Raw genomic sequence first — 19,047 nt, 5'->3', positions numbered from 1 at the left:
GATTACTGCTCCCCTGCAGGCTTGGGCGCGCTGGCAAGTGCCTGAAGCAGTGCCGGGTCCTTGATCGCCTTCATGATGATTTCTTCAGCGCCGGTCTTGCCGTCCATGTAGGTCAGCAGGTTGGCCAGTTGGGTGCGGGCTTCGAGCAGTTGCTTGAGCGAATCGACCTTGCGCGCCACAGCGGCGGGGCTGAAGTCGTCCATGCTTTCGAAGGTGATGTCCAGGCTCAGGTTGCCTTCGCCGGTCAGCTCGTTGGGCACGTGGAACGCGACGCGTGGCTGCATGGCCTTGAGGCGCGAGTCGAAGTTGTCGACGTCCACTTCAAGGAACTTGCGGTCGGCCACAGGCGCCAGAGGTTCGGCGGGCTTGCCGGCGAGATCGGCCATCACGCCCATGACGAAGGGCAGCTGGACCTTTTTCTCGGCGCCGTAGAGCTCGACGTCGTACTCGATCTGCACCCGAGGCGCACGGTTGCGCGCGATGAATTTCTGAGAACTTTGCTTCGCCACGTTGCTGCTCCTGGTCGCTTGAGCGACGGTGTTGTAACTGCGCGATCCGTACGCTTATTCGCTGTCCGGCCCGCGCAGATTTTCAAATTGGGACATGCCGTCGGGAATCAGGTTGCGCACGATGGCCGCAAAGTCGGCGTGCACCAGATTCTTCGCCCGGTTCAACAGCACCGGCAGCGGGCTCGAAGGCTCGTGCCGGGTGTAGTACGCAAGGATCTTGTCGAGGCTGCGCAGCACTTCATCGCGGCTTGCGATGTCGCCGGTCGGGCGTGCTGCAACGGGCGCGGCGGCGTATTCAACCGAGGGGGCATTGTCGTCACTGACAACCTCGGGCTCGCTGGCGGCGCCGCTGTGCGGGGCGTATTGGTTAAGTATCTGCACGGCCTGCTTGAGCAGTTGCTTCAAGGGGCCGAGGTCCACGCCCTGGGCGGAACCTACCTGGTCGCTGACGTATTGTTCGATGGCCTCACAGGCGTCGCGGGCGGCGTTCAGCGCGTCGCGGGTGGCTTGCAGTTGCTCGGCATCGCTGTCGAGGAATGCGCCGTTAAGCTGTTCGGCACCGAGGTTTTCGCCGGGGAAACTCTGTAGCCCGCTGGCATTCAGCGCGGCGCGCAGGCTGACGGGCCCGAAGGTGCGCGAACGGGTGAGAATGGCCTCACGCAGCAGGCGGATGTTCGCGTCGCTGGCCACGCCGCTGAGGGCGTTGATGCGCACGGTGGGGTCGTTGTCGTCATCGGCATCCAGGCGCGGATGCAGGTCGGCCCAGTATTCGCGCAGCAGCGCGTTGATCAGTGCGAGTGCGTCGGCAAGCCCTGCAATGCCCTGGAGGGCGAGGGCGGCTTGCAACAGGAAATGGGTGATGCGCAGGTCTTTGCTGCGTTGCAGGAGGTCGAGACTTTGCTGCTGGATGCTGCGCCATTCCGGAGGTTCGGCAGGCAGGATCGAGTCGCCCATGCTGCGCTCGGGTTGACCCTGTGCGGCACGCTCAAGATGCAAGTAATCGGCGTCATATTCCAAGTCTTCGCCACAGGGCGAAGTCGCGGAAACGGCGGCGAGCAGCAGAGGCACATCCACTAAATTCGATCTCCCTATCAGCCCGTTAGATGACGGGCAACTCATGCATTAGTTGCGCGAGGAACTTTGCATGTTTTCTTGGTCTTATTTAGCGCTTTGACATCATGCTGATTTCAAAGTGCCATCATTGGTGTTCAAGAAGTTGTGCATTTTTGGTGTAGTACTTATGCCTTGTCAAGGTAAGCTATTCGCCCTCTATGACAGATGTGCGGTGCTTAACATCTTGTGCGACTGATCAGTCGAAGCAGGTGCCGAGGCAGGATTTTTGTCATACAGGCCGGTTAAGATCAGCAATTACGCGGGTTGAAGCAGGCTTTCAAGGTTTTGAAAGGATCTGTCGTGGATCTCTCGGAGCATTTCTCCCAGGGAACGGCCGCGCGCGAAGTATCAGCAAGGAGGCAAGATGTCGCTGTGCTTGACTATCACTAGTTATCACAAGATTACCCCTGGCCAGTGTTCTGAAAAGTCCCTGGACCAGGGAGTGATGGCTATTGGCCGCGGTTCCGAAAATGACTGGGTACTGCCTGATCCAGAACGTCTTGTTTCCACGCAACATTGCGTTATTCAGTACAAAGATGGTCGTTACTACTTAACTGATAACAGCACTAATGGAGTTGAGTTAGTGCATGCCGGTATTCGTTTGCGGCGGGGAAGCAGCGAGCCATTGCAGGACGGCGAACTGATCCGCATCGGCGATTACGAGATCCAGGCGCGTATCGATTTCAACCTGAAAGTGACAGATACCCCGTCTTTCACCGGTGACGCTTCCAACAGTTTCGAAGCCCTGATGGGCGCCGCCGTGAAGGCCCCGACGCCACCTCCGGTGATCGCGCCGCAGTTCCAGGGCGCCTCGTCGATGGACACCCTGCCGGACCTGTTCGACTTCCTCGCGCCCACCAGCGTACCGCCGGCCACCGTGCACGATCACGTGCCGGCCGAGCAGCACGACTTCCGCCCGCCGACACCGCTGCCCGTGGCTGAGCCGCCTGCGCCGGTGGTCTCGGGCTCAGTAATCCCCGAAGACTGGGATCTGTTCGGCGATGCCCCGGCACCCAGGTCTGTTGCACCGCCGCCGCCAGCACCGCCACAGCCGCCGGTCATCGAGCCGCCCAAGGTCGAGCGCCCGCTCCCGGGGGCTGATGCCAGCCAGCCCGACCTGTTGCAAGCCTTCCTGCGCGGTGCGGGCCTCGATCAGTTGCGCCTGGACAAGGCCCAGGCCGAAGCCCAGATGGAAAGCATCGGCCGCAGTTACCGGCTGATGGTCGAAGGCCTGATCGACGTGTTGCGTGCCCGCAGCAGCCTCAAGGGCGAGTTCCGCATGCAGCAGACGGTGATTCAACCGGTGGAAAACAATCCGTTGAAATTCGCCCCGAATGCCGATGAAGCGCTACTGCTGCTCCTACGCCACAGCAATCAGGCGTTTATGGCACCGGACTTGGCCGTGCGCGACAGTTTCGACGATCTGCGCGCCCACCAACTGGCCGTCATGGCCGGGGTCGAAGCCGCCATCAAGCACCTGCTGACGCGCTTTGAACCGGCGCAGCTCGAAGAGCGCATGGGCAAGCCCGGCGGGCTATCGAGCATTTTCAACGGCTCGCGCCAGGCCCAGTACTGGCAGCAGTTCACCGAGCTCTACAGCAATATTTCCCGCGAGGCCCAGGAAGATTTCCAGGACCTGTTCGGGCGTGAATTCAGCCGTGCCTACGAAGCGCACAGCAGCCGACAGCGTCACTAACAACGCAGTACATGGAACAACGGATAGCTAAGTACGTCATTGAGGACGCAGGATGATTCCCAGGTTTTTACTCGCAGTCGCCACCGCGCTTCTGCTGACGGCGTGTGCCAAGGATGCGGCCAAGCCCGAGGCCGCCGAAGCTGAGGCAGACACCGCCGCCGTCGAGCTGCATTTCCATGCCATCGCCGGGCTCAACCCCGGCGCCAATGGCCAGGCAGCCCCGGTACGGGTGCGGATTTTCGAACTGAAAAACGCCGCCACCTTCAGCCGATCCGACTACTTCGCCCTGGCCGATCGCGCCCAGTCGACCCTCGGCCTCGACCTGCTCGACCAGGACGAAGTGGTGATCCTGCCCGGCCAGCAATTGAGCATCCAGCGCGACCTCGACCCGTCCACCCGCCAGATCGGCCTGCTGGTGGGCTATCGCGAACTGGACCGTGCCGAGTGGCGCACGGTGCTCAACGTGCCGGCACGCCAATACACCGAATACCAGATCAGCCTCGATGTGCATGCCGTGCGTGCCGACGTCGTGGTCCCCCCATCCAGCCCTGCCCAATAAGAATCGGAGCCCCCATGTCCTGGAACAATCGCGTGGTCTGGTCGGAAGGCATGTTCATCGGAACGCAGCACTTCCAGCAGCATGACCGTTACCTGGAAAACCTGATCGATGCGCGCAGCCGCCCGTTGTCGGCGGGGGCCTGGGGCTTTTCCGAACTGTTGATCGACCAGGGCCTGCTGGCCCAGGGCAAGCTGGCGATCGTCTCGGCACGTGGCCTGTTACCGGATGGCACGCCGTTCAATATCCCCCAGGACGACCTGGCGCCGAGCCCGCTGAATATCGACGACAACTTGCGCGATGGCCTGGTGTACCTGGCGTTGCCCCTCAAGCGTGCCGGCGCCCGCGACACCGTCGACGAAGGCGAGGCCCTGGAAGCCGCGCGCTATGTCAGCCAGGTGCGTGAAGTGCGCGACGACAACGCGCCCTTCGAAAACCGTGCGCCGGTGGCGGTCGGCTCCCGCGCCTTGCGCCTGTTGACCGCCCAGGATGGCATCAGCGATTACGCGGCTATCGGCCTGGTGCGCATCAAGGAAAAACGCGCCGATCGCGCCCTGGTGCTGGACGAGAGCTACATCCCGCCGGTCCTCGACGTGACGGCCAGCAAACCGCTGACCGCGTTTCGCAGCGAACTGCTGGGCCTGCTGCACCAGCGCGGCGAAGCGTTGGCCGGGCGCGTGGTGGCTTCGGGCGCCGGTGGTGCTTCGGAGATTGCCGACTTCATGCTGCTGCAACTGGTCAACCGCGCCCAGCCGCTGATCCAGCACCTGAGTCAGTTGAGCCCGCTGCACCCGGAGCGTTTCTTCAGTGAATTGGTGAGCCTGGCCGGCGAGTTCTCGACCTTCTCCACCACGGGTCGCCGCCCCCACGAATACCCGCAATACCAGCATGACGACCTGGCCTTGAGCTTCACCCCGGTGATGCAGGCCCTGCGCGAGGCGCTGTCGATGCTGATCGACAGCAAGGCCACGCCGATCCCGATTGTCGAGAAAGCCTACGGCGTGCACGTGGCGATGCTGGCCGACAAAACCCTGATCGACAGCGCCAGTTTCATCCTGGTGGTGCGCGCCGATGTGCCGGGCGAAACCCTGCGCGCACGCTTCGGCCAGCAAAGCAAAGTCGGCTCGGTGGAACACATCCGCGACCTGGTCAACCTGCAACTGCCGGGCATCGGCCTGCTGCCGCTGCCGGTGGCGCCACGGCAGATTCCGTACCACGCAGGCTCCACCTACTACGAGCTGGACCGGGGCAGCGAGCACTGGCAGCAACTGGGTAATTCCGGTGGCTTTGCGTTCCACATCGCCGGCCAGTTCCCGGGGTTGAACCTGGCTTTCTGGGCCATCCGAGGGTAATCCGCGATGCATCCGAATGACGATGACCGCACCCAGTTCATGCCGCGTCCCGGTGGCCGCGCGCCGGAGCCTGTTCGCGCAGAGCCGGCGCCGCTGTCGATGCCCGCTGCGCCGATCCTGACCGGCAAGGCCCAGGGCCTGAACCCGCTGGAAAGCGCCGCCGGCCCGTTGTTGGCGCTGCTGACGCGCCTGCGCAACACGATTTCTCACCCGGCGCCGTCGAGCCTGCGCGCACAATTGTTGGCCTACCTGCGCCAGTTTGAAGAGCGTGCCGAGGCGGCCGGCGTGGCCCGCAATGACGTGCTGCTGGCGCGTTACGCGCTGTGCACCGCCCTCGATGAAGCCGTGCTGAGTACGCCGTGGGGCAGTGCCAGTGACTGGGGCAAGCAGAGCCTGCTGATCACCGTGCACAACGAAGCCTGGGGCGGCGAAAAGGTCTTCCAATTGCTGGATCACTGCCTGCAAAGCCCGCGGGAACGCCTGTACCTGCTGGAACTGCTGTACCTGTGCCTGTGCCTGGGTTTCGAAGGTCGCTACCGCGTGATGAACGACGGCCGTAGCCAGCTGGAAGCCTTGCGCGAGCGTACCGCGGCGGCGATTCGCAGTGCCCGTGGCGAGCATGAGCGCGAGCTGTCACCCCATTGGCGCGGCGTGACCGTGGCCCGTGATCGCCTGGCGCAGTTCATGCCGCCGTGGATCGCGGTGGCCATCGGCGTGGCACTGCTGTTGGCATTGCTGTTCGGGTTGCGGATGAAACTGGCGTCGGATGCCGAGCCGGTGTTCAAGAATATTCATGCCCTGGGCGAGATCCCGGTGCAGGCCATCGACCGTCCGGTGGCCCAGCCGAAAATCATTGAGCGACCGCGTCTGGCGGGCTTCCTGGTGGAAGACATCAAGGCCGGTCGTGTAGCCGTGGAAGATGCCGTCGACCGCTCCGTGGTGACCATCCGTGGTGATGAACTGTTCGCCTCGGCCAGCTCCAGCATCGTCGATGACTTCCAGCCGCTGATGCTGCGTATTGCCGACGCCATCCGCAAGGTCAAGGGCCAGGTGCGGGTCACCGGCCACAGCGATAACCGTCCGATTGCGACCCTGCGCTTCCCGTCCAACTGGGCGCTGTCCGAAGCGCGGGCAAAGTCGGTGCTGGAGATTCTCGCGGCCAAGACCGGCCAGCCGGAACGCTTCAGCGCCGAAGGCCGCAGCGACACCGAGCCGGTGGCGACCAACGCCACAGCCGAAGGCCGTGCGCGCAATCGCCGGGTAGAAATCACCGTATTGGCGGAGGGCGTCGAGTGAAGGCGTTTTTCAGTTTTGTGATTCGCTGGGTGATCCCGCTGCTGGGCCTGATTGCCTTGAGCCTGATCATCTGGTTTGTGGGCCCGTTGCTCGATGTGCTGGTGCCGGAAGGGCGCCGCTGGGCGCTGATCATCCTGGTGTTCGCGGTGTGGATTGCCTACCGCGTGTTCCGGATTATCCAGGCCCGGCGCCAGGCTGCCGAAGTGATGCGCAGCCTCGCGGCGGAAACCCCGCCAGACCCTGCCAGCGTCGCCACCGCCGAAGAGCTGGCGACCCTGCGCCAGCGCATGGACGAAGCCCTGGCCCTGTTGAAAAAGGCCAAGCTGGGCGGTGACGAGCGCCGCAACCTGTATGAGCTGCCGTGGTATGTGATCATCGGCCCACCGGGCTCGGGCAAGACCACCGCGCTGGTCAATTCCGGGCTGCACTTTCCCTTGGCGGCGCAGTTGGGTGCCGGTGCGGTACGGGGCGTGGGCGGTACGCGCAATTGCGATTGGTGGTTTACCGACCAGGCCGTATTGCTCGACACCGCTGGCCGCTACACCACCCAGGACAGCAACTCCACGGTGGATAAAGCCGCCTGGCTGGGCTTTCTCGACCTGCTGAAAAAGCAGCGATCCCGGCGCCCGATTGACGGTGCGTTTATCGCCATCAGCCTCTCGGACCTGCTGCTGGGCAGCGACGCCGAGCGTGCCGCCCATGCCGCCGCGATCCGCCTGCGTATCCAGGAGCTGTACACCCAACTGGGCGTGCGCTTCCCGATCTACCTGATGCTCACCAAGCTCGACCTGGTGCCGGGCTTCATGGAGTTCTTCGACAACCTGAGCAAGGAAGAGCGCGCCCAGGTGTGGGGCATGACCTTCGCCCTGGACGACGGCAAGAACAGCGACAGCCCGCTGGCCCATCTGCAAAGCGAGTTCGCCGGCCTGGAACAGCGCCTCAACGAGCGCCTGGTGGAGCGCCTGCAACAGGAACGCGACCCGGCGCGGCGCGACCTGATCTACGGTTTCCCGCAGCAGTTCGGCGCGTTGAAGGATTGCCTGCAAGGCTTCCTCGAAGGCGTGTTCAAACCCAACGCCTTTGAAGAGCGCGTCTTGCTGCGCGGTGTGTACTTCACCAGCGGCACCCAGGAAGGCAGCCCGATTGACCGCTTGATCGGCGCCATGGCCCAGAGCATGAACCTGGACCGCCAGCACCTGGCGCGCCAGACCGGCACCGGGCGCAGTTACTTCATCGAAAAACTGTTCACCGCCGTGGCGTTTGCCGAGCGTGGCCTGGTGGGCGTCAACCCGAAGGTCGAGCGCCGTCGCAAGTGGATTGCCCGGGGTGTGCTGGCCGCAACCGTGGCGCTGGTACTGGTCGTCAGCACGTTGTGGTGGGTGAGTTATCGCGCCAACCAGGCCTACATCGCCCAGGTTGACCAGAAGGTCGCGCCGTTGGGCCAGACCGTGCAGAACCTCAGCCCGGCACAGCGCGAAGTACTCGCGGTGCTGCCCCTGCTTAACGCCGTGAAGAACCTCGCGGGCGACTCGCCGAGCTGGTCCGAAGGCTTGGGCCTGTATCAGGGCGACATGCTCGAAGCCGAATCCGCCAGCGTCTACCGCAAGCTGTTGATCGCCGTGTTCGCACCCCGTTTGGTGACGCGCATCGAAGAGCAACTGCACGGCGGCGGCAATTCCGACTTCCTCTACGAAGGTTTGAAGGCCTACCTGATGCTCGCCGACAGCGAGCATTACGACCCGGACTTCATCAAGGCCTGGATCGCCCTCGACTGGGACCGCAACCTGCCGCGCGACCTGCCGGCGGACCAACGCCAGGCATTGATCGGGCACTTGCAGGCCTTGTTCGAGCGGCATCCGCCCAGCGCCCGGCTTGACCCGCGCTTGATCGACGACCTGCGCCGGCAACTGCAGCAACTGCCGGTGGCCCAGCGCGTCTACGACCGCATCAAGCGCCAGAAACTGCCGGAAGGCGTGCCGGACTTTCGCATCAACGAAGCGGCGGGCCGCGATGCCGCGCTGGTGTTCAGTCGCAAAAGTGGCAAGCCGTTGGGTGAGCCGTTGAGCGGCTTCTTCACCGCCAAGGGTTATCGCCAGGGCTTCCTGCTGGCCAGCCTGAACCAGACTGGCACCCTCGCTGAAGAGCAATGGGTACTGGGCCACGAGCCGGCCGATCAACAGAACGTGGTCAGCCTCGCGGCGGACGTGCGTCGCCTGTACTTCCAGGACTATCAACGCCAGTGGGACGCCTTGCTGGCGGACATCGACTTTGTGCCGATCACCAGCGTGGCCCAGGCGGCCGACGTTTTGCGGGTGATTTCCGGGCCGACCTCGCCGCTGAAGAAGCTGCTGGTGGCAGTCTCCAAGGAGACCGATCTGCAGGCGGAAGAACGCTTGCTGGCCGCCAAGGGCGCGCCGGTGGAAGGTGGCGTGGACAAGCTCAAGGAACGCCTCGGCAGCCTGCTTGGCCAGGACCAGCCAACTGCGAATGCACCAGCGGCCAGTGAAGATCCGGTGACGGCGCACTTCGCCGAACTCAACAGCATCGTCAGCAAGAACGAAGGCGAACCGGCGGCCATTGATGGCCTGCTGGCGGACATGAATGCGTTGTATGTGCAGGTCAGCGCCATGGTCGGCGCCAGCGGCGATGCATTGCTCGGCGAAGCGAAAAACCAGGCGGCGGCTGCGGCCACGCGGGTCAGCCTGAATGCCGAACGCCAGCCGCCGCTGGTGCAGGGCATGGTCAAGTCGGTGGTCAACTCCACCACCAACAGCATGATGGGCGGGGTGCGTAACCAGTTGAATGCGGCGTGGGTCAGTGAAGTGGTGAACGTGTATCGCCAGTCCCTGGCCGGGCGTTATCCGATGTCGCCTGGCAGTGCGCGGGACGCGACCCTGGATGACTTCGGGCAGTTCTTCGGGGTGGGCGGGGTGATGGACAATTACTTCCGCAAGTACCTGCAACCTTACGTCGACACCTCCACGCAAACCTGGCGCTGGCAGCCGGGCGCGGCGCAGAAGCTCGGCATCGCGCCGGGCGTGCTGCAAACGTTCCAGCGTGCGGCGACCATTCGTGATGCGTTTTTCCGTGCCGGTGGCACCCAGCCGATCGTGCGCTTTGAACTCAAGCCGGTGGCGATGGACGCGACCATCACCCAGTTCCTGCTGGACCTGGACGGCCAGCAACTGAGCTACGACCACGGCCCGAGCCGCCCGGTCGCGATGCAGTGGCCGAATCCCGGCAGCATTGGCGTGGTGCGCATTTCCATCATGCCGCCGTCAGCCAGCGGGCGCTCCGGTGTAACGCTGGACGGCCCGTGGGCCTGGTTTCGCCTGCTGGAGCAATCGGACCTGACCGCCGGCAATTCGCCGGACCGCTTCAACCTGCGTCTGCGGGTCGACGGCGCGAGCATCTCCTACGAGTTGCGGGCCAACAGTGCCTTCAACCCGTTCAAGAGCCGCGTGCTTAACGGCTTCAGCCTGCCGGAGCGGCTATGACCACGCTGGGTTTCTACGGCAAGTTGGCGTGCCGCGGCGACTTTGTCAGCCGCGCGCTGCCCCAGAGTTTTATCGGCCCTTGGGACAGTTGGCTGGCGTCCGGATTGCTCGCCAGCCAGACCCGCCTCGGGGCTGACTGGCTGAATGCTTACCTGGTCAGCCCATTGTGGCGCTTCGTGTTGGCGCCGGGCGTGTGCGGGCCGGACGCGGCGGTGGGCGTGGTGATGCCGAGCATCGACCGGGTGGGGCGCTATTTCCCGCTGACGGTGGCTGCGCTGTTGGATCACGACACCGACCCGGCCTCCGTCGTTGGCGGCCCGGACGCCTGGTTTGAACAGGTGGAAGAGTTGTTGCTGAGCACGCTGGACGCCGGCGCCAGCTTCGAAGGTTTCAGCGGCGGGATCGAATCCCTCGGCGCTCCAGCCTGCCAACCTCGCACCTTGGGTAGTCGCTTTGCGGGCTTGCAGCGTGTAAACGCCACAGACCCGCAGGCGCGGATGACTGCGCTTGCCGAACAGGCCTGCGAAGGCGCGAGCCTGTGGTGGGGCCGTGGTTCGCAACAGATTTCTCCCGGTTTAATGCGGTGTCAGGGCTTGCCTGCCGCCGACGATTTTGCGCAATTTTTGCTCGGCCAAGAAGGTGTTGTGTAGATGCGGTCCACGTTCAAATCCGCCAGCAAAAGCCACGTCGGCATGGTTCGCCAAGTCAATGAAGACGCTTGCCTCGACCTGCCGGAAAACGGCCTGTGGGTGGTGGCCGACGGCATGGGCGGGCACGCGGCGGGGGATTACGTCAGCAGCCTGATTGTCGACAGCCTGCGCAGCATTCCCGTGGGCCGTTCTCTTGAGGAATACACGGCGGCGTTGCGCAGCGACCTGTTGCGAGTCAACGGCGCGGTGCGCGAAGAAACCGCCCACCGTGGCGTGACCATGATGGGCAGCACCGTGGTGTTGCTCGCCACCCGAGGCTTGCGCGGCGTGTGCCTGTGGGCCGGCGACAGCCGCCTGTATCGCCTGCGCGACGGCCTGCTGGAAAGCATTTCCCGCGACCACAGCTACGTGCAGGACTTGCAGGACAGCGGCCTGCTCAGCGAAGCCGATGCGCGGGTGCATCCACGGGCGAATATCGTCACCCGCGCGATTGGCGTGGAAGCACAGTTGGCGTTGTCGTCGGTCGACCTGTTGATCGCCCCCGGCGACAGCTACCTGCTGTGCAGCGACGGCCTGAACAAGACCGTCGAAGACTACGAGATCCGTGAAGTACTGAGCCATGCCGAGCCGGACGAAATCGTCCGCAGCCTGGTGCACCTGGGGCTCAATCGCGGCGCGCCGGACAACATCACCGCCATCGTTGTGAAGGTGTCGACATGAACATCATCATTCCCGGCTACGACATCGAAGGCGAAATCGGCGTTGGCGCCATGGCCAGCGTGTACCTGGCGACCCAGCGTTCCCTGGAGCGCAAGGTGGCGCTGAAGATCATGGCGGCGGCGCTGGCGGCCGACCCGAGTTTCTGCGAGCGCTTCCTGCGCGAAGGCAAGACCCTGGCGCGCCTGTCCCACCCGCACACCGTGACCATCCATGACATCGGCAATGTCGGTGAGCTGTACTACATGGCCATGGAATACCTGCCCAATGGCACGCTCAAGGAGCGCATCGCCGCGGGCCTGACGCCGGAGCAAGGGCTGACGTATATCCGCCAGATCGCGTCGGCGCTGGGTTATGCCCACGCCCAGGGCCTGGTACACCGAGACGTGAAGCCGGCGAACATTCTGTTCCGCGCGGATGGCACGGCGGTGCTGTCGGACTTTGGCATCGCCAAGTCCCTGGATGACCGCACGCAGTTCACCCAGGCCGGATTTGCCGTTGGCACGCCGAGCTACATGAGCCCCGAACAGGCGCGAGGCCAGGAAATTGACGGGCGCGCCGACCTGTATGCGCTGGGCGTGGTGCTCTATGAAATCCTCGTGGGCAAGTTGCCTTACAACGGCACCGATGCGCTTTCCACAGCACTGGCACACCTGACTGAACCGCTGCCGGAATTGCCGGTGCACCACGGGCGCTATCAGGAGGTGCTGCGCAAGCTGCTGGCCAAGGACCCAGCGGAGCGCTTCCCGGATGCGGCGGCGTTGTTGCGGGCGCTGGATCAGTTGCCGAAGGAGGAGCAGGTAGAGGCGACGTTGATTCGGCCCCTGCCGATTCCGGTTGCGGTCGCCAATGACCTGGCCGGACTCACGCCGGTTTCCATCGAAATCCCGACCGAAAAGCCGCAGCCACAACCCGTGCGGCAACCGGTGGTGACGCCGACGCAACACTCGGCCGTGTCCGGACAAAACCGTGGGCCGGTGCTGGCGTTGGCGGCAGTTGCCGTGGCGGTCGCGCTGGCAATTGCGGGCGCAGGTTACTGGTGGTTGAAAGATGACGCGCCAGCCGCCGCGCCGCCGGTTGTCGAGGCGGCCAAGGCCGTCACGCCGCCTGCCGCGCAACCGGTAGCGGCGCAGGTTGACGGCGGTCAACGCCCGTTGCTGATGGCCGGCAAGAAAACCCTGTTCCAGCGGGTACTGAGCAAGCCTGGCGCCAAGCTTTCCCACGAAGCGGGCGGGGCGCCTGGCGAAGGTTTGCCGGCGTTTTCCGTGCTCTATGTCTACCAACGCAAGGACGTCGACGGCAGCCCCTGGCTGCGGGTTGGCGCCGCCACCGGCGGGCGCAGCGACGGTTGGCTGCCGGCGGCGCAAGCCAGCGACTGGAAGCAGAGCCTGGTGCTCAAGTTCACCGAGCGTTCGGGCCGGGCGCCGGTGATGTTCCTGCGTCAGTCCGCTGAAGTGGAGAAGCTTTTAGCCGATCCCGCAGCGGCGAAAAACCTGCTGCTCAAGGTGCAGAAAAACACCGAGGACAACCAGCAGGTTCTGGCCCTGGAGCCGACCGCCAGCGCCGTCCCGCAGAACCAGTTCTATTTGCTGCCGATCTTCGACTCCAAGGAGAGCTTCGACGAAAACGGCCAGCCGGTGCAGTTGCTCAACGTTGCCTCCATCGACCCGGGCAACACGCCTAATGTCATCGCCAAGGCTGTCGGCCGAACGCCGGTGACCGATGCCAACGCCGACGCCTTTCGCACCGCCGTGGTGCTGGTGGTCGACACCACGGTGTCGATGCAGCCCTACATCGACCAGGTTCGCGACGTGGTCCACGAGCTGCAAACCCGCATCGCCGAGCGTGGCGAACTGGACAGCGTGAGCTTTGGCCTGGTGGGTTTTCGCAACAGCATCAAGAAAACCCCGGGCCTGGAGTATGTGGCCAAGACCCTGATCACCCTCGACCAAGGGCGCGACCCGCAGCGCTTCCTCGACATGGCGCGGCAGGTCAAAGCGTCGACGGTGTCCAGCCACTCGTTCAACGAAGACGCGTTCGCCGGTGTCATGCAGGCGGTGGAAGGCATGGACTGGTCCGGCTACGGCGGGCGCTTGATCCTGCTGGTGACCGACGCCGGTGCGTTGCGCAAGAACGACCCGTTTGCCACCACCCAGATGAACGAAGCCGAAGTGCGCCAGGCGGCGCTGGGCAAGCAGATCAAGATCTATGCCTTGCACCTGCGCACCGACGCCGGGAAGAAAACCCACAGCGGCGCCGAAACCCAGTACCGCACCCTGACCGCCGACGCCAACCCGCAGATCGGCGACCTGTACACGCCGGTGCCCGGTGGCGATGTGCGCAAGTTCGGCGAGCGGGTCGACGAGATCGGCACGGTGTTCGCCAACCTGGTGCATCAGGTGCGCAGCAACACGCCGCAGCCGGTGCCGCTGCTCAGTGCCGCGCCGACCCTGGCGGACAAATCCGCCGCCGTCGGTTACGCGATGCACATGGATTTCCTTGGCCGCAAAACCGCGAGCCAGGCACCGCAACTGGTGAGTGCCTGGACCGCCGATCGCGACCTGACCAATACCGCGCTGCCGGCCTTTCAGGTGTGCGTGATGCTGACCAAATTGCAGCTCAACGATTTGCAGCAGTCCTTGAAACTGATCGTCGACGCCGCGCGCAAAACCCAGACCTCACCGAAGGATTTCTTCCAGGAAATCGCCAGCGCCTCGGCCTATATGAGCCGTGATCCACAGGCCTTGAAAAAGGGCGGCAACCTGGCGGACGGCGGCATCCTTGGCGAATACCTGGAAGGCCTGCCGTACCGCAGCAAGTCGCTGAACATGACCCAGGATTTGTGGCTGTCGTTGAGCGTGGCCGAGCAGGAAGACTTTATCGACGAGCTGGATTCGAAGATCCGCCTCTACGAAACCTTCCATAACGATGTGGCCAACTGGGTCCGTTTCGGCGATGCCGAGCCGGGTGATGCGTTGTACCGCGTGCCGCTGTCGACGCTGCCGTAATGCTGAACTTGAGCGCAGTGCACAAGAGCCGGGGCGTTGGTGCCCAGCGCTACAGCCTGGTGATACCGGGCTTGCAACTGCGTGCGGGTGAACAGTTGGCGGTGGTCGGGCCGAGTGGCTGTGGCAAGAGCACCTTGCTGGATTTGCTCGCGCTGGTGTTGGCGCCGGACCAGGTCGGGCAGTTCGATTTCAACCGCGTCGACATTGCCGGGCTTTGGCGTGGTGACCAGCAAAGCACGCTGGCGGAGCTACGCAGTCGGCACCTGGGTTACGTGCTGCAAACCGGCGGCCTGCTGGGCTTTCTCGATGTGCGCGGCAACATCGCGTTGTCGCGGCAACTCCTGGGTTTGAAAGACGACGGCAGCGTGGCGCGGTTGGCCGAGCAGTTGGAAATCACTGATCAGTTGGACAAGAAGCCGGCGGCGTTGTCCGTCGGCCAGCGTCAGCGGGTCAGTTGCGCAAGAGCCCTGGCCCACGGTCCGCAGCTGTTGCTGGCGGATGAGCCCACCGCTGCGCTCGACCCGTTGAACGCCGAGCGGGTGATGCAGGCGCTGTTGGCCCAGGCCCGGCATAACGGCGCGTGCTGCGTGATCGCCACCCATGATGAACCCCTGGCCCGGGCCAGCGGCTTGCAGGTGCGGCGCATCAGTTGCCGTCGCGACGCCGACGGCGGCGTCACCGCCACCCTTGGGGAGGCGTGCTGATGCGTATCGCCCTGGTGGCTTCCCTGGCCTGGCAGGATTACCGCAACGATGCGTGGCTGTCGGTGTGTTCGGTGCTGGCGCTGGTGGCGGTGATCGCGCCGTTGCTGGTGTTGTTCGGCCTGAAATTTGGACTGGTTAGCAGTTTGACCGAACGTTTGGAGAACGACCCGGCCACCCGGGAAATTATTCCGTTGGGCGGTGGTCGATTCAGCAGTGAATTTGTCGAGCAGCTCCGCCAGCGCAGCGACGTGGCGTTCGCCTTGCCGCGCACCCGGCAGATTGCGGCGACGGCGCAGTTGGGGACGGTGACGTTGGAGATGCTGCCGACCGCCGCCAACGACCCATTGCTGGCCGGCCTGCCGATGCCCAAGGGCCTGGATCAGATCGTGCTGAGCCACACCGCTGCCGAAAAGCTCGGGGCAAAGGCCGGGGATTGGCTGGAGGCGAGTTTTGGGCGCCAGGTGGCGGGGCGCGTCGAGTCGCAACGCCTACGGGTTCAAGTGCTGCAGGTAGCGCCGCTGGAAGCCTTCGCCCGGGATGGATTGTTTGCACCCTTGGGCTTGCTGGAAGCAGCGGAAGATTATCGCGATGGCCGCGCGGTGCCGGCGTTTGGCTGGGACGGCGATGCGGTGGGCGTCAGCGAGCAACGGGTATACCCGGCGTTCCGTTTGTATGCGCGGCGCCTGGTGGATGTGGAGCCGCTGCGGGTGTATTTCGCCGGGCAGAATCTGTTGGTGTCGACCCAGGCCCAGACCATCGCCCAGGTGCAGTCGTTGAGCCGCAACCTGTCGATCGTGTTCTGGATCATCGCCGGGCTGGCGTTGGCGGGCGCGTTTGCCGCGATCTTTGCCGCGGCGCTGGCGTCGGTTGCACGCAAGCGCCGGGAGCTGTCGGTATTGCGGTTGTTGGGGTTTTCCACCGCCGGGTTGTTGCTGTTTGTGGTGTTGCAGGCGCTCTACAGCGCGGGGTTTGCCGCTGCATTGAGTGGGCTTTTATGTGGCTTGGCAGAGTCCGGCCTGAACCAATTATTCGTGCAGGTGCCGGGCGAATACGCCAGCCACCTGCTGGCGCGTCACTACGGCCTGGCCCTGGCAGCTGTCCTCGGCGTCAGCGCCGTGGCGGCGGCGTGTGGTGGTTGGCGTGTGGCGCGTATCCAGGCTTCTGAAGGAATCAGAGATGTATAAGTTACTGGGCGCCGCCATGGCGCTGACCCTGTCCTGTGTGGCCTGGGCCGATGAGGCGAGCGACAAGCTGGACAACCCCAAGCCGTTGCCGGATGACGTCAGCCTGCCGCTGCCCTGCGAAGGCAACATGGTGTTCCGCTATGCCTACGTGCTGGCCCAGGGCACCCTGGATGACCGCGAGATCAGCCTCGGCTACCCGTTCAGCGAAGGTGAAGCGGGCTATCAGCAGTCGTTCATTTCCGGTTATCGCCGCGACTTCATCAACGGCCAGTTCACCCTCAAGGACCTGCCCAAGGACTGGAACAAGGTCATCGCGCCGCTGATGCCGAAGACCGACGCCAAGACCCCGCTCAAGCCCATGCTGTACTTCATCGGCAAGTACGAAGTCACCGCGCGGCAATATGCGCAGGTCATGTCCCAGGCGCAATCCCTGGCCAGTGGCGAACCCGCCCCGGCGTGCGATGTACCTACCGGGATGGCGGCGCGCTTGCCCAAGGTCAAGCTGTCGCGCTTTGAAGCCGAACGTTTCTCGGCGGTGTACAGCGCCTGGTTGATGAAATATCACCGCGAGCTGTTGCCGGTGAGTGGTCGCGGTGCTTCGGCAGATGACGGCGGGCTGGGCTTTGTGCGCCTGCCTACCGAAGTGGAGTGGGAGTTTGCCGCGCGCGGTGGCCAGGCGGTCAGCCGTCAGGACCTGGAAGGCCGGCTGTTTCCACGGCGTACCGAGGGCAGCGAAAGCGATGGTCCCCTTGCCGATTACGCGGTGTTCAATCAGGTCGCGGGTGGCACCGGCCAGGCCGCACGGCTGATGCCCATCGGCACCAAGCTGCCCAACCCGATCGGCATGTTCGATGTGATCGGCAACGCGGCGGAAATGGTCCAGGAATCCTTTCAACTGGTGCACGCCGGGCGTCGTCAGGGCACCTACGGCGGGTTCGTGGTCAAGGGCGGCAACTATCTGGAAGGCGAGGGCACGCTGTTCACCGGCATGCGCCGCGAGTACCCGTTGTTCGCCGCCGACGGTACCGAACAAAGCAACGAGACCACCGGCTTTCGCGTGGCGATTGGCGCCTTGTCGGCACCGCGTTCGCGCTACAAGGAACTGTTCGCCCAGTGGCAGAAGGAAGGTCGCCTGGCCTCGCTGACCGATGCCATCGACGACGCCCAGGACCCGACCAAGCGCCTGGACAGCATCATCGCCGCCAGCGTCGACCCGCGCCTGCAAGCGGAGCTCGGCCTGGTCAACGAAGAGCTCAAGCGCAACGTCTCGCTGATCGCCCAGCAGCGCGAAGAAGCGGCCGGCAACCTGATTCAGTCCGCGGCCCTGGTGGCCGAGACCATCAACAACTACAACATCCGCCTGATCAATTTGCAGAAGAGCCGCCAGCAGGCCATCGACGCCAAGGACGAGGCCAGCGCGCAGCTGTTCGCCACGGCGATCACCAATGGGCGCAGTGCGCTGGACGGCGCGGTGGCGATCTACATCGACAACCTGGCCACCGGCACGCGCTACACAGATGCGGTGATCCAGGCGCAGTTTCAACGGATCAAGGAAGAGTTGGATCGCAAGCCGGTACTGGGCAAGAGCCTGGTGACGCGTGCGACGTTATTCGTTCGCCATGTGGGCAACTACCGCAAGCAACAGCGGGCCGACCCGGCGACGATTTTGAAGGAATTGCTCGCAGCGAGCGGTCAGCGGTCTTGACCGCTGGTTGTACAGCGAGCTTGGAAGGGACTCAGGCGGCGGTGGGCCGTGCTGGGCAAGTCAAACTTAAAAGAGAACACAACGATGATTTTTTCCCGTAAGGCGGTTTCCAAGCGTCATCTGCTGCTGATTGCCGCAGGCTTCAGCACGGTGCTGACCGGTTGCGCAACGTCGCCGACCAACAAGGTCGCCTCGACCACCAAGGTCGAGTACTACCCGAACTGCTACGAGCCGGTGCAGCACCTGCGTGCTACCGATTCGGACCTGACCAAGTCGGTGGTCACCGGTGCCGCCCTGGGTGCGGCCGGTGGTGCATTGCTGGGCGCCTTGACCGGCGACTCCGACAAGCGCGGCCGCAACGCTGCCATCGGTGCAGCGGGCGGCGCCCTGGCCGGTGGTGCAGCGGGTTACTACACCGAGCGCCAGAAGCAGATCACCGATGACAACCAGCGCATCGCCTCCTACGCCACCGACGTCAACAAGCGTGCCTCCGACATCGACCGCAGCACCGCGTACGCCAAGGCGTCCCAGCAGTGCTACCAGAGCGCGTTCACCAAGCTGGTGGCCGACCGCAAGGCCAAGACCGTCAACGACGTTGAAGGCCGCAAGCGCCTGGCAGAAATCGTCTCGGGCCTGAAAGAGTCCAACGACCTGATCGTCGCGGTGAACGGCAAGGCCAGCGAAGACCTGAACAACTACACCCAGGCGTACGAGCAGGATCTGCAACAAGTGGGCGTACAACGTGCTGACGTGGTCACTGTTGCGACTGCCGATACCACGCCGGTGGTGACGCCAGCCAAAGGCAAGAAGCCGGTAAAAGTCGCGAAAAAGCCGGTACTGCCAACCGTGCCGAAAGAAGCCGTAGCCACCGAGAAAACCATCCAGACCGCCCAGACCAAACAAGCTGAAAGCAAGCAGGTTGCCAGCGCCGGTAAAGCGCAGATCGAAGGTACTTGCCGTGATCCGAACCTGGCGGATTGGGCACCGGTTCCTTGCCCTAACGTCTGAGGAAAGTTGTTGCTATAAGCGTTAAACGCCAGCCGATCTCCTGCTAAAACGG

Annotated in this window: 14 protein-coding genes; 12 read left to right on the top strand and 2 right to left on the bottom strand. The window is 64.0% G+C overall.

The features are described from left to right. Nucleotides 1-2 precede the first annotated feature (2 nt). Together tssB and tssA are read right to left on the bottom strand one after the other, a co-directional pair. Nucleotides 3-509, bottom strand: a complete 507-nt coding sequence (tssB, locus tag HX786_RS10515; RefSeq protein ID WP_003213340.1) for a type VI secretion system contractile sheath small subunit — start codon at nt 507-509, stop codon at nt 3-5. Between the two features lie 54 nt (nt 510-563). Beyond that, nucleotides 564-1,583, bottom strand: coding sequence for a type VI secretion system protein TssA (gene tssA / locus HX786_RS10510; protein WP_087693721.1), 1,020 nt, complete (start codon nt 1,581-1,583; stop codon nt 564-566). Between the two features lie 403 nt (nt 1,584-1,986). On the opposite strand from tssA, the gene tagH reads away from it, so the two are divergent. The 12 genes from tagH (at nt 1,987) to tagQ (ending at nt 18,995) form a co-directional block, all read left to right on the top strand. After that, the gene (gene tagH / locus HX786_RS10505) at nt 1,987-3,318 is read left to right on the top strand and encodes a type VI secretion system-associated FHA domain protein TagH (RefSeq protein WP_178912029.1); all 1,332 of its coding nucleotides are present in this window, start codon (nt 1,987-1,989) and stop codon (nt 3,316-3,318) included. A 52-nt stretch (nt 3,319-3,370) separates the two neighbouring features. Next, complete coding sequence (tssJ, locus tag HX786_RS10500) at nt 3,371-3,877, top strand: type VI secretion system lipoprotein TssJ (protein WP_003213332.1); 507 nt, start codon at nt 3,371-3,373, stop codon at nt 3,875-3,877. A gap of 14 nt (nt 3,878-3,891) precedes the next feature. Further along, the gene (gene tssK, locus HX786_RS10495) at nt 3,892-5,226 is read left to right on the top strand and encodes a type VI secretion system baseplate subunit TssK (RefSeq protein WP_003213330.1); all 1,335 of its coding nucleotides are present in this window, start codon (nt 3,892-3,894) and stop codon (nt 5,224-5,226) included. A 6-nt stretch (nt 5,227-5,232) separates the two neighbouring features. Then, nucleotides 5,233-6,522 (top strand): DotU family type VI secretion system protein, encoded by a 1,290-nt coding sequence (locus tag HX786_RS10490; RefSeq protein ID WP_178912028.1) that lies wholly within the window; start codon nt 5,233-5,235, stop codon nt 6,520-6,522. Further along, nucleotides 6,519-10,019 (top strand): type VI secretion system membrane subunit TssM, encoded by a 3,501-nt coding sequence (gene tssM / locus HX786_RS10485; RefSeq protein ID WP_178912027.1) that lies wholly within the window; start codon nt 6,519-6,521, stop codon nt 10,017-10,019. The genes HX786_RS10490 and tssM overlap by 4 nt, the downstream gene beginning before the upstream one ends. Next, nucleotides 10,016-10,669 (top strand): type VI secretion system-associated protein TagF, encoded by a 654-nt coding sequence (gene tagF / locus HX786_RS10480; protein WP_102370167.1) that lies wholly within the window; start codon nt 10,016-10,018, stop codon nt 10,667-10,669. The genes tssM and tagF overlap by 4 nt, the downstream gene beginning before the upstream one ends. After that, a complete protein-coding gene (locus HX786_RS10475; protein ID WP_178912026.1) occupies nt 10,670-11,389 on the top strand; it encodes a PP2C family serine/threonine-protein phosphatase in 720 nt (239 codons plus the stop codon). Continuing rightward, complete coding sequence (locus HX786_RS10470; protein ID WP_178912025.1) at nt 11,386-14,394, top strand: serine/threonine-protein kinase; 3,009 nt, start codon at nt 11,386-11,388, stop codon at nt 14,392-14,394. The genes HX786_RS10475 and HX786_RS10470 overlap by 4 nt, the downstream gene beginning before the upstream one ends. Continuing rightward, on the top strand, nt 14,394-15,098 hold the full coding sequence (locus HX786_RS10465; protein WP_178912024.1) for an ABC transporter ATP-binding protein: 705 nt from the start codon (nt 14,394-14,396) through the stop codon (nt 15,096-15,098). The genes HX786_RS10470 and HX786_RS10465 overlap by 1 nt, the downstream gene beginning before the upstream one ends. Continuing rightward, nucleotides 15,098-16,282 (top strand): ABC transporter permease, encoded by a 1,185-nt coding sequence (locus HX786_RS10460; RefSeq protein WP_178912023.1) that lies wholly within the window; start codon nt 15,098-15,100, stop codon nt 16,280-16,282. Before HX786_RS10465 ends, HX786_RS10460 begins: the two co-directional genes overlap by 1 nt. Next, nucleotides 16,275-17,987 (top strand): SUMF1/EgtB/PvdO family nonheme iron enzyme, encoded by a 1,713-nt coding sequence (locus tag HX786_RS10455; RefSeq protein ID WP_003213313.1) that lies wholly within the window; start codon nt 16,275-16,277, stop codon nt 17,985-17,987. Before HX786_RS10460 ends, HX786_RS10455 begins: the two co-directional genes overlap by 8 nt. 84 nt (nt 17,988-18,071) lie before the next feature. Next, on the top strand, nt 18,072-18,995 hold the full coding sequence (tagQ, locus tag HX786_RS10450; RefSeq protein ID WP_003213311.1) for a type VI secretion system-associated lipoprotein TagQ: 924 nt from the start codon (nt 18,072-18,074) through the stop codon (nt 18,993-18,995). The last annotated feature ends 52 nt before the right edge of the window (nt 18,996-19,047 follow it).

This window comes from Pseudomonas sp. 21615526 (assembly GCF_013386245.1).
Taxonomy (GTDB): Bacteria; Pseudomonadota; Gammaproteobacteria; order Pseudomonadales; family Pseudomonadaceae; genus Aquipseudomonas.
Note: the sequence above shows the minus strand (reverse complement) of the source record. Positions and strands in the feature narration are given on the sequence as shown.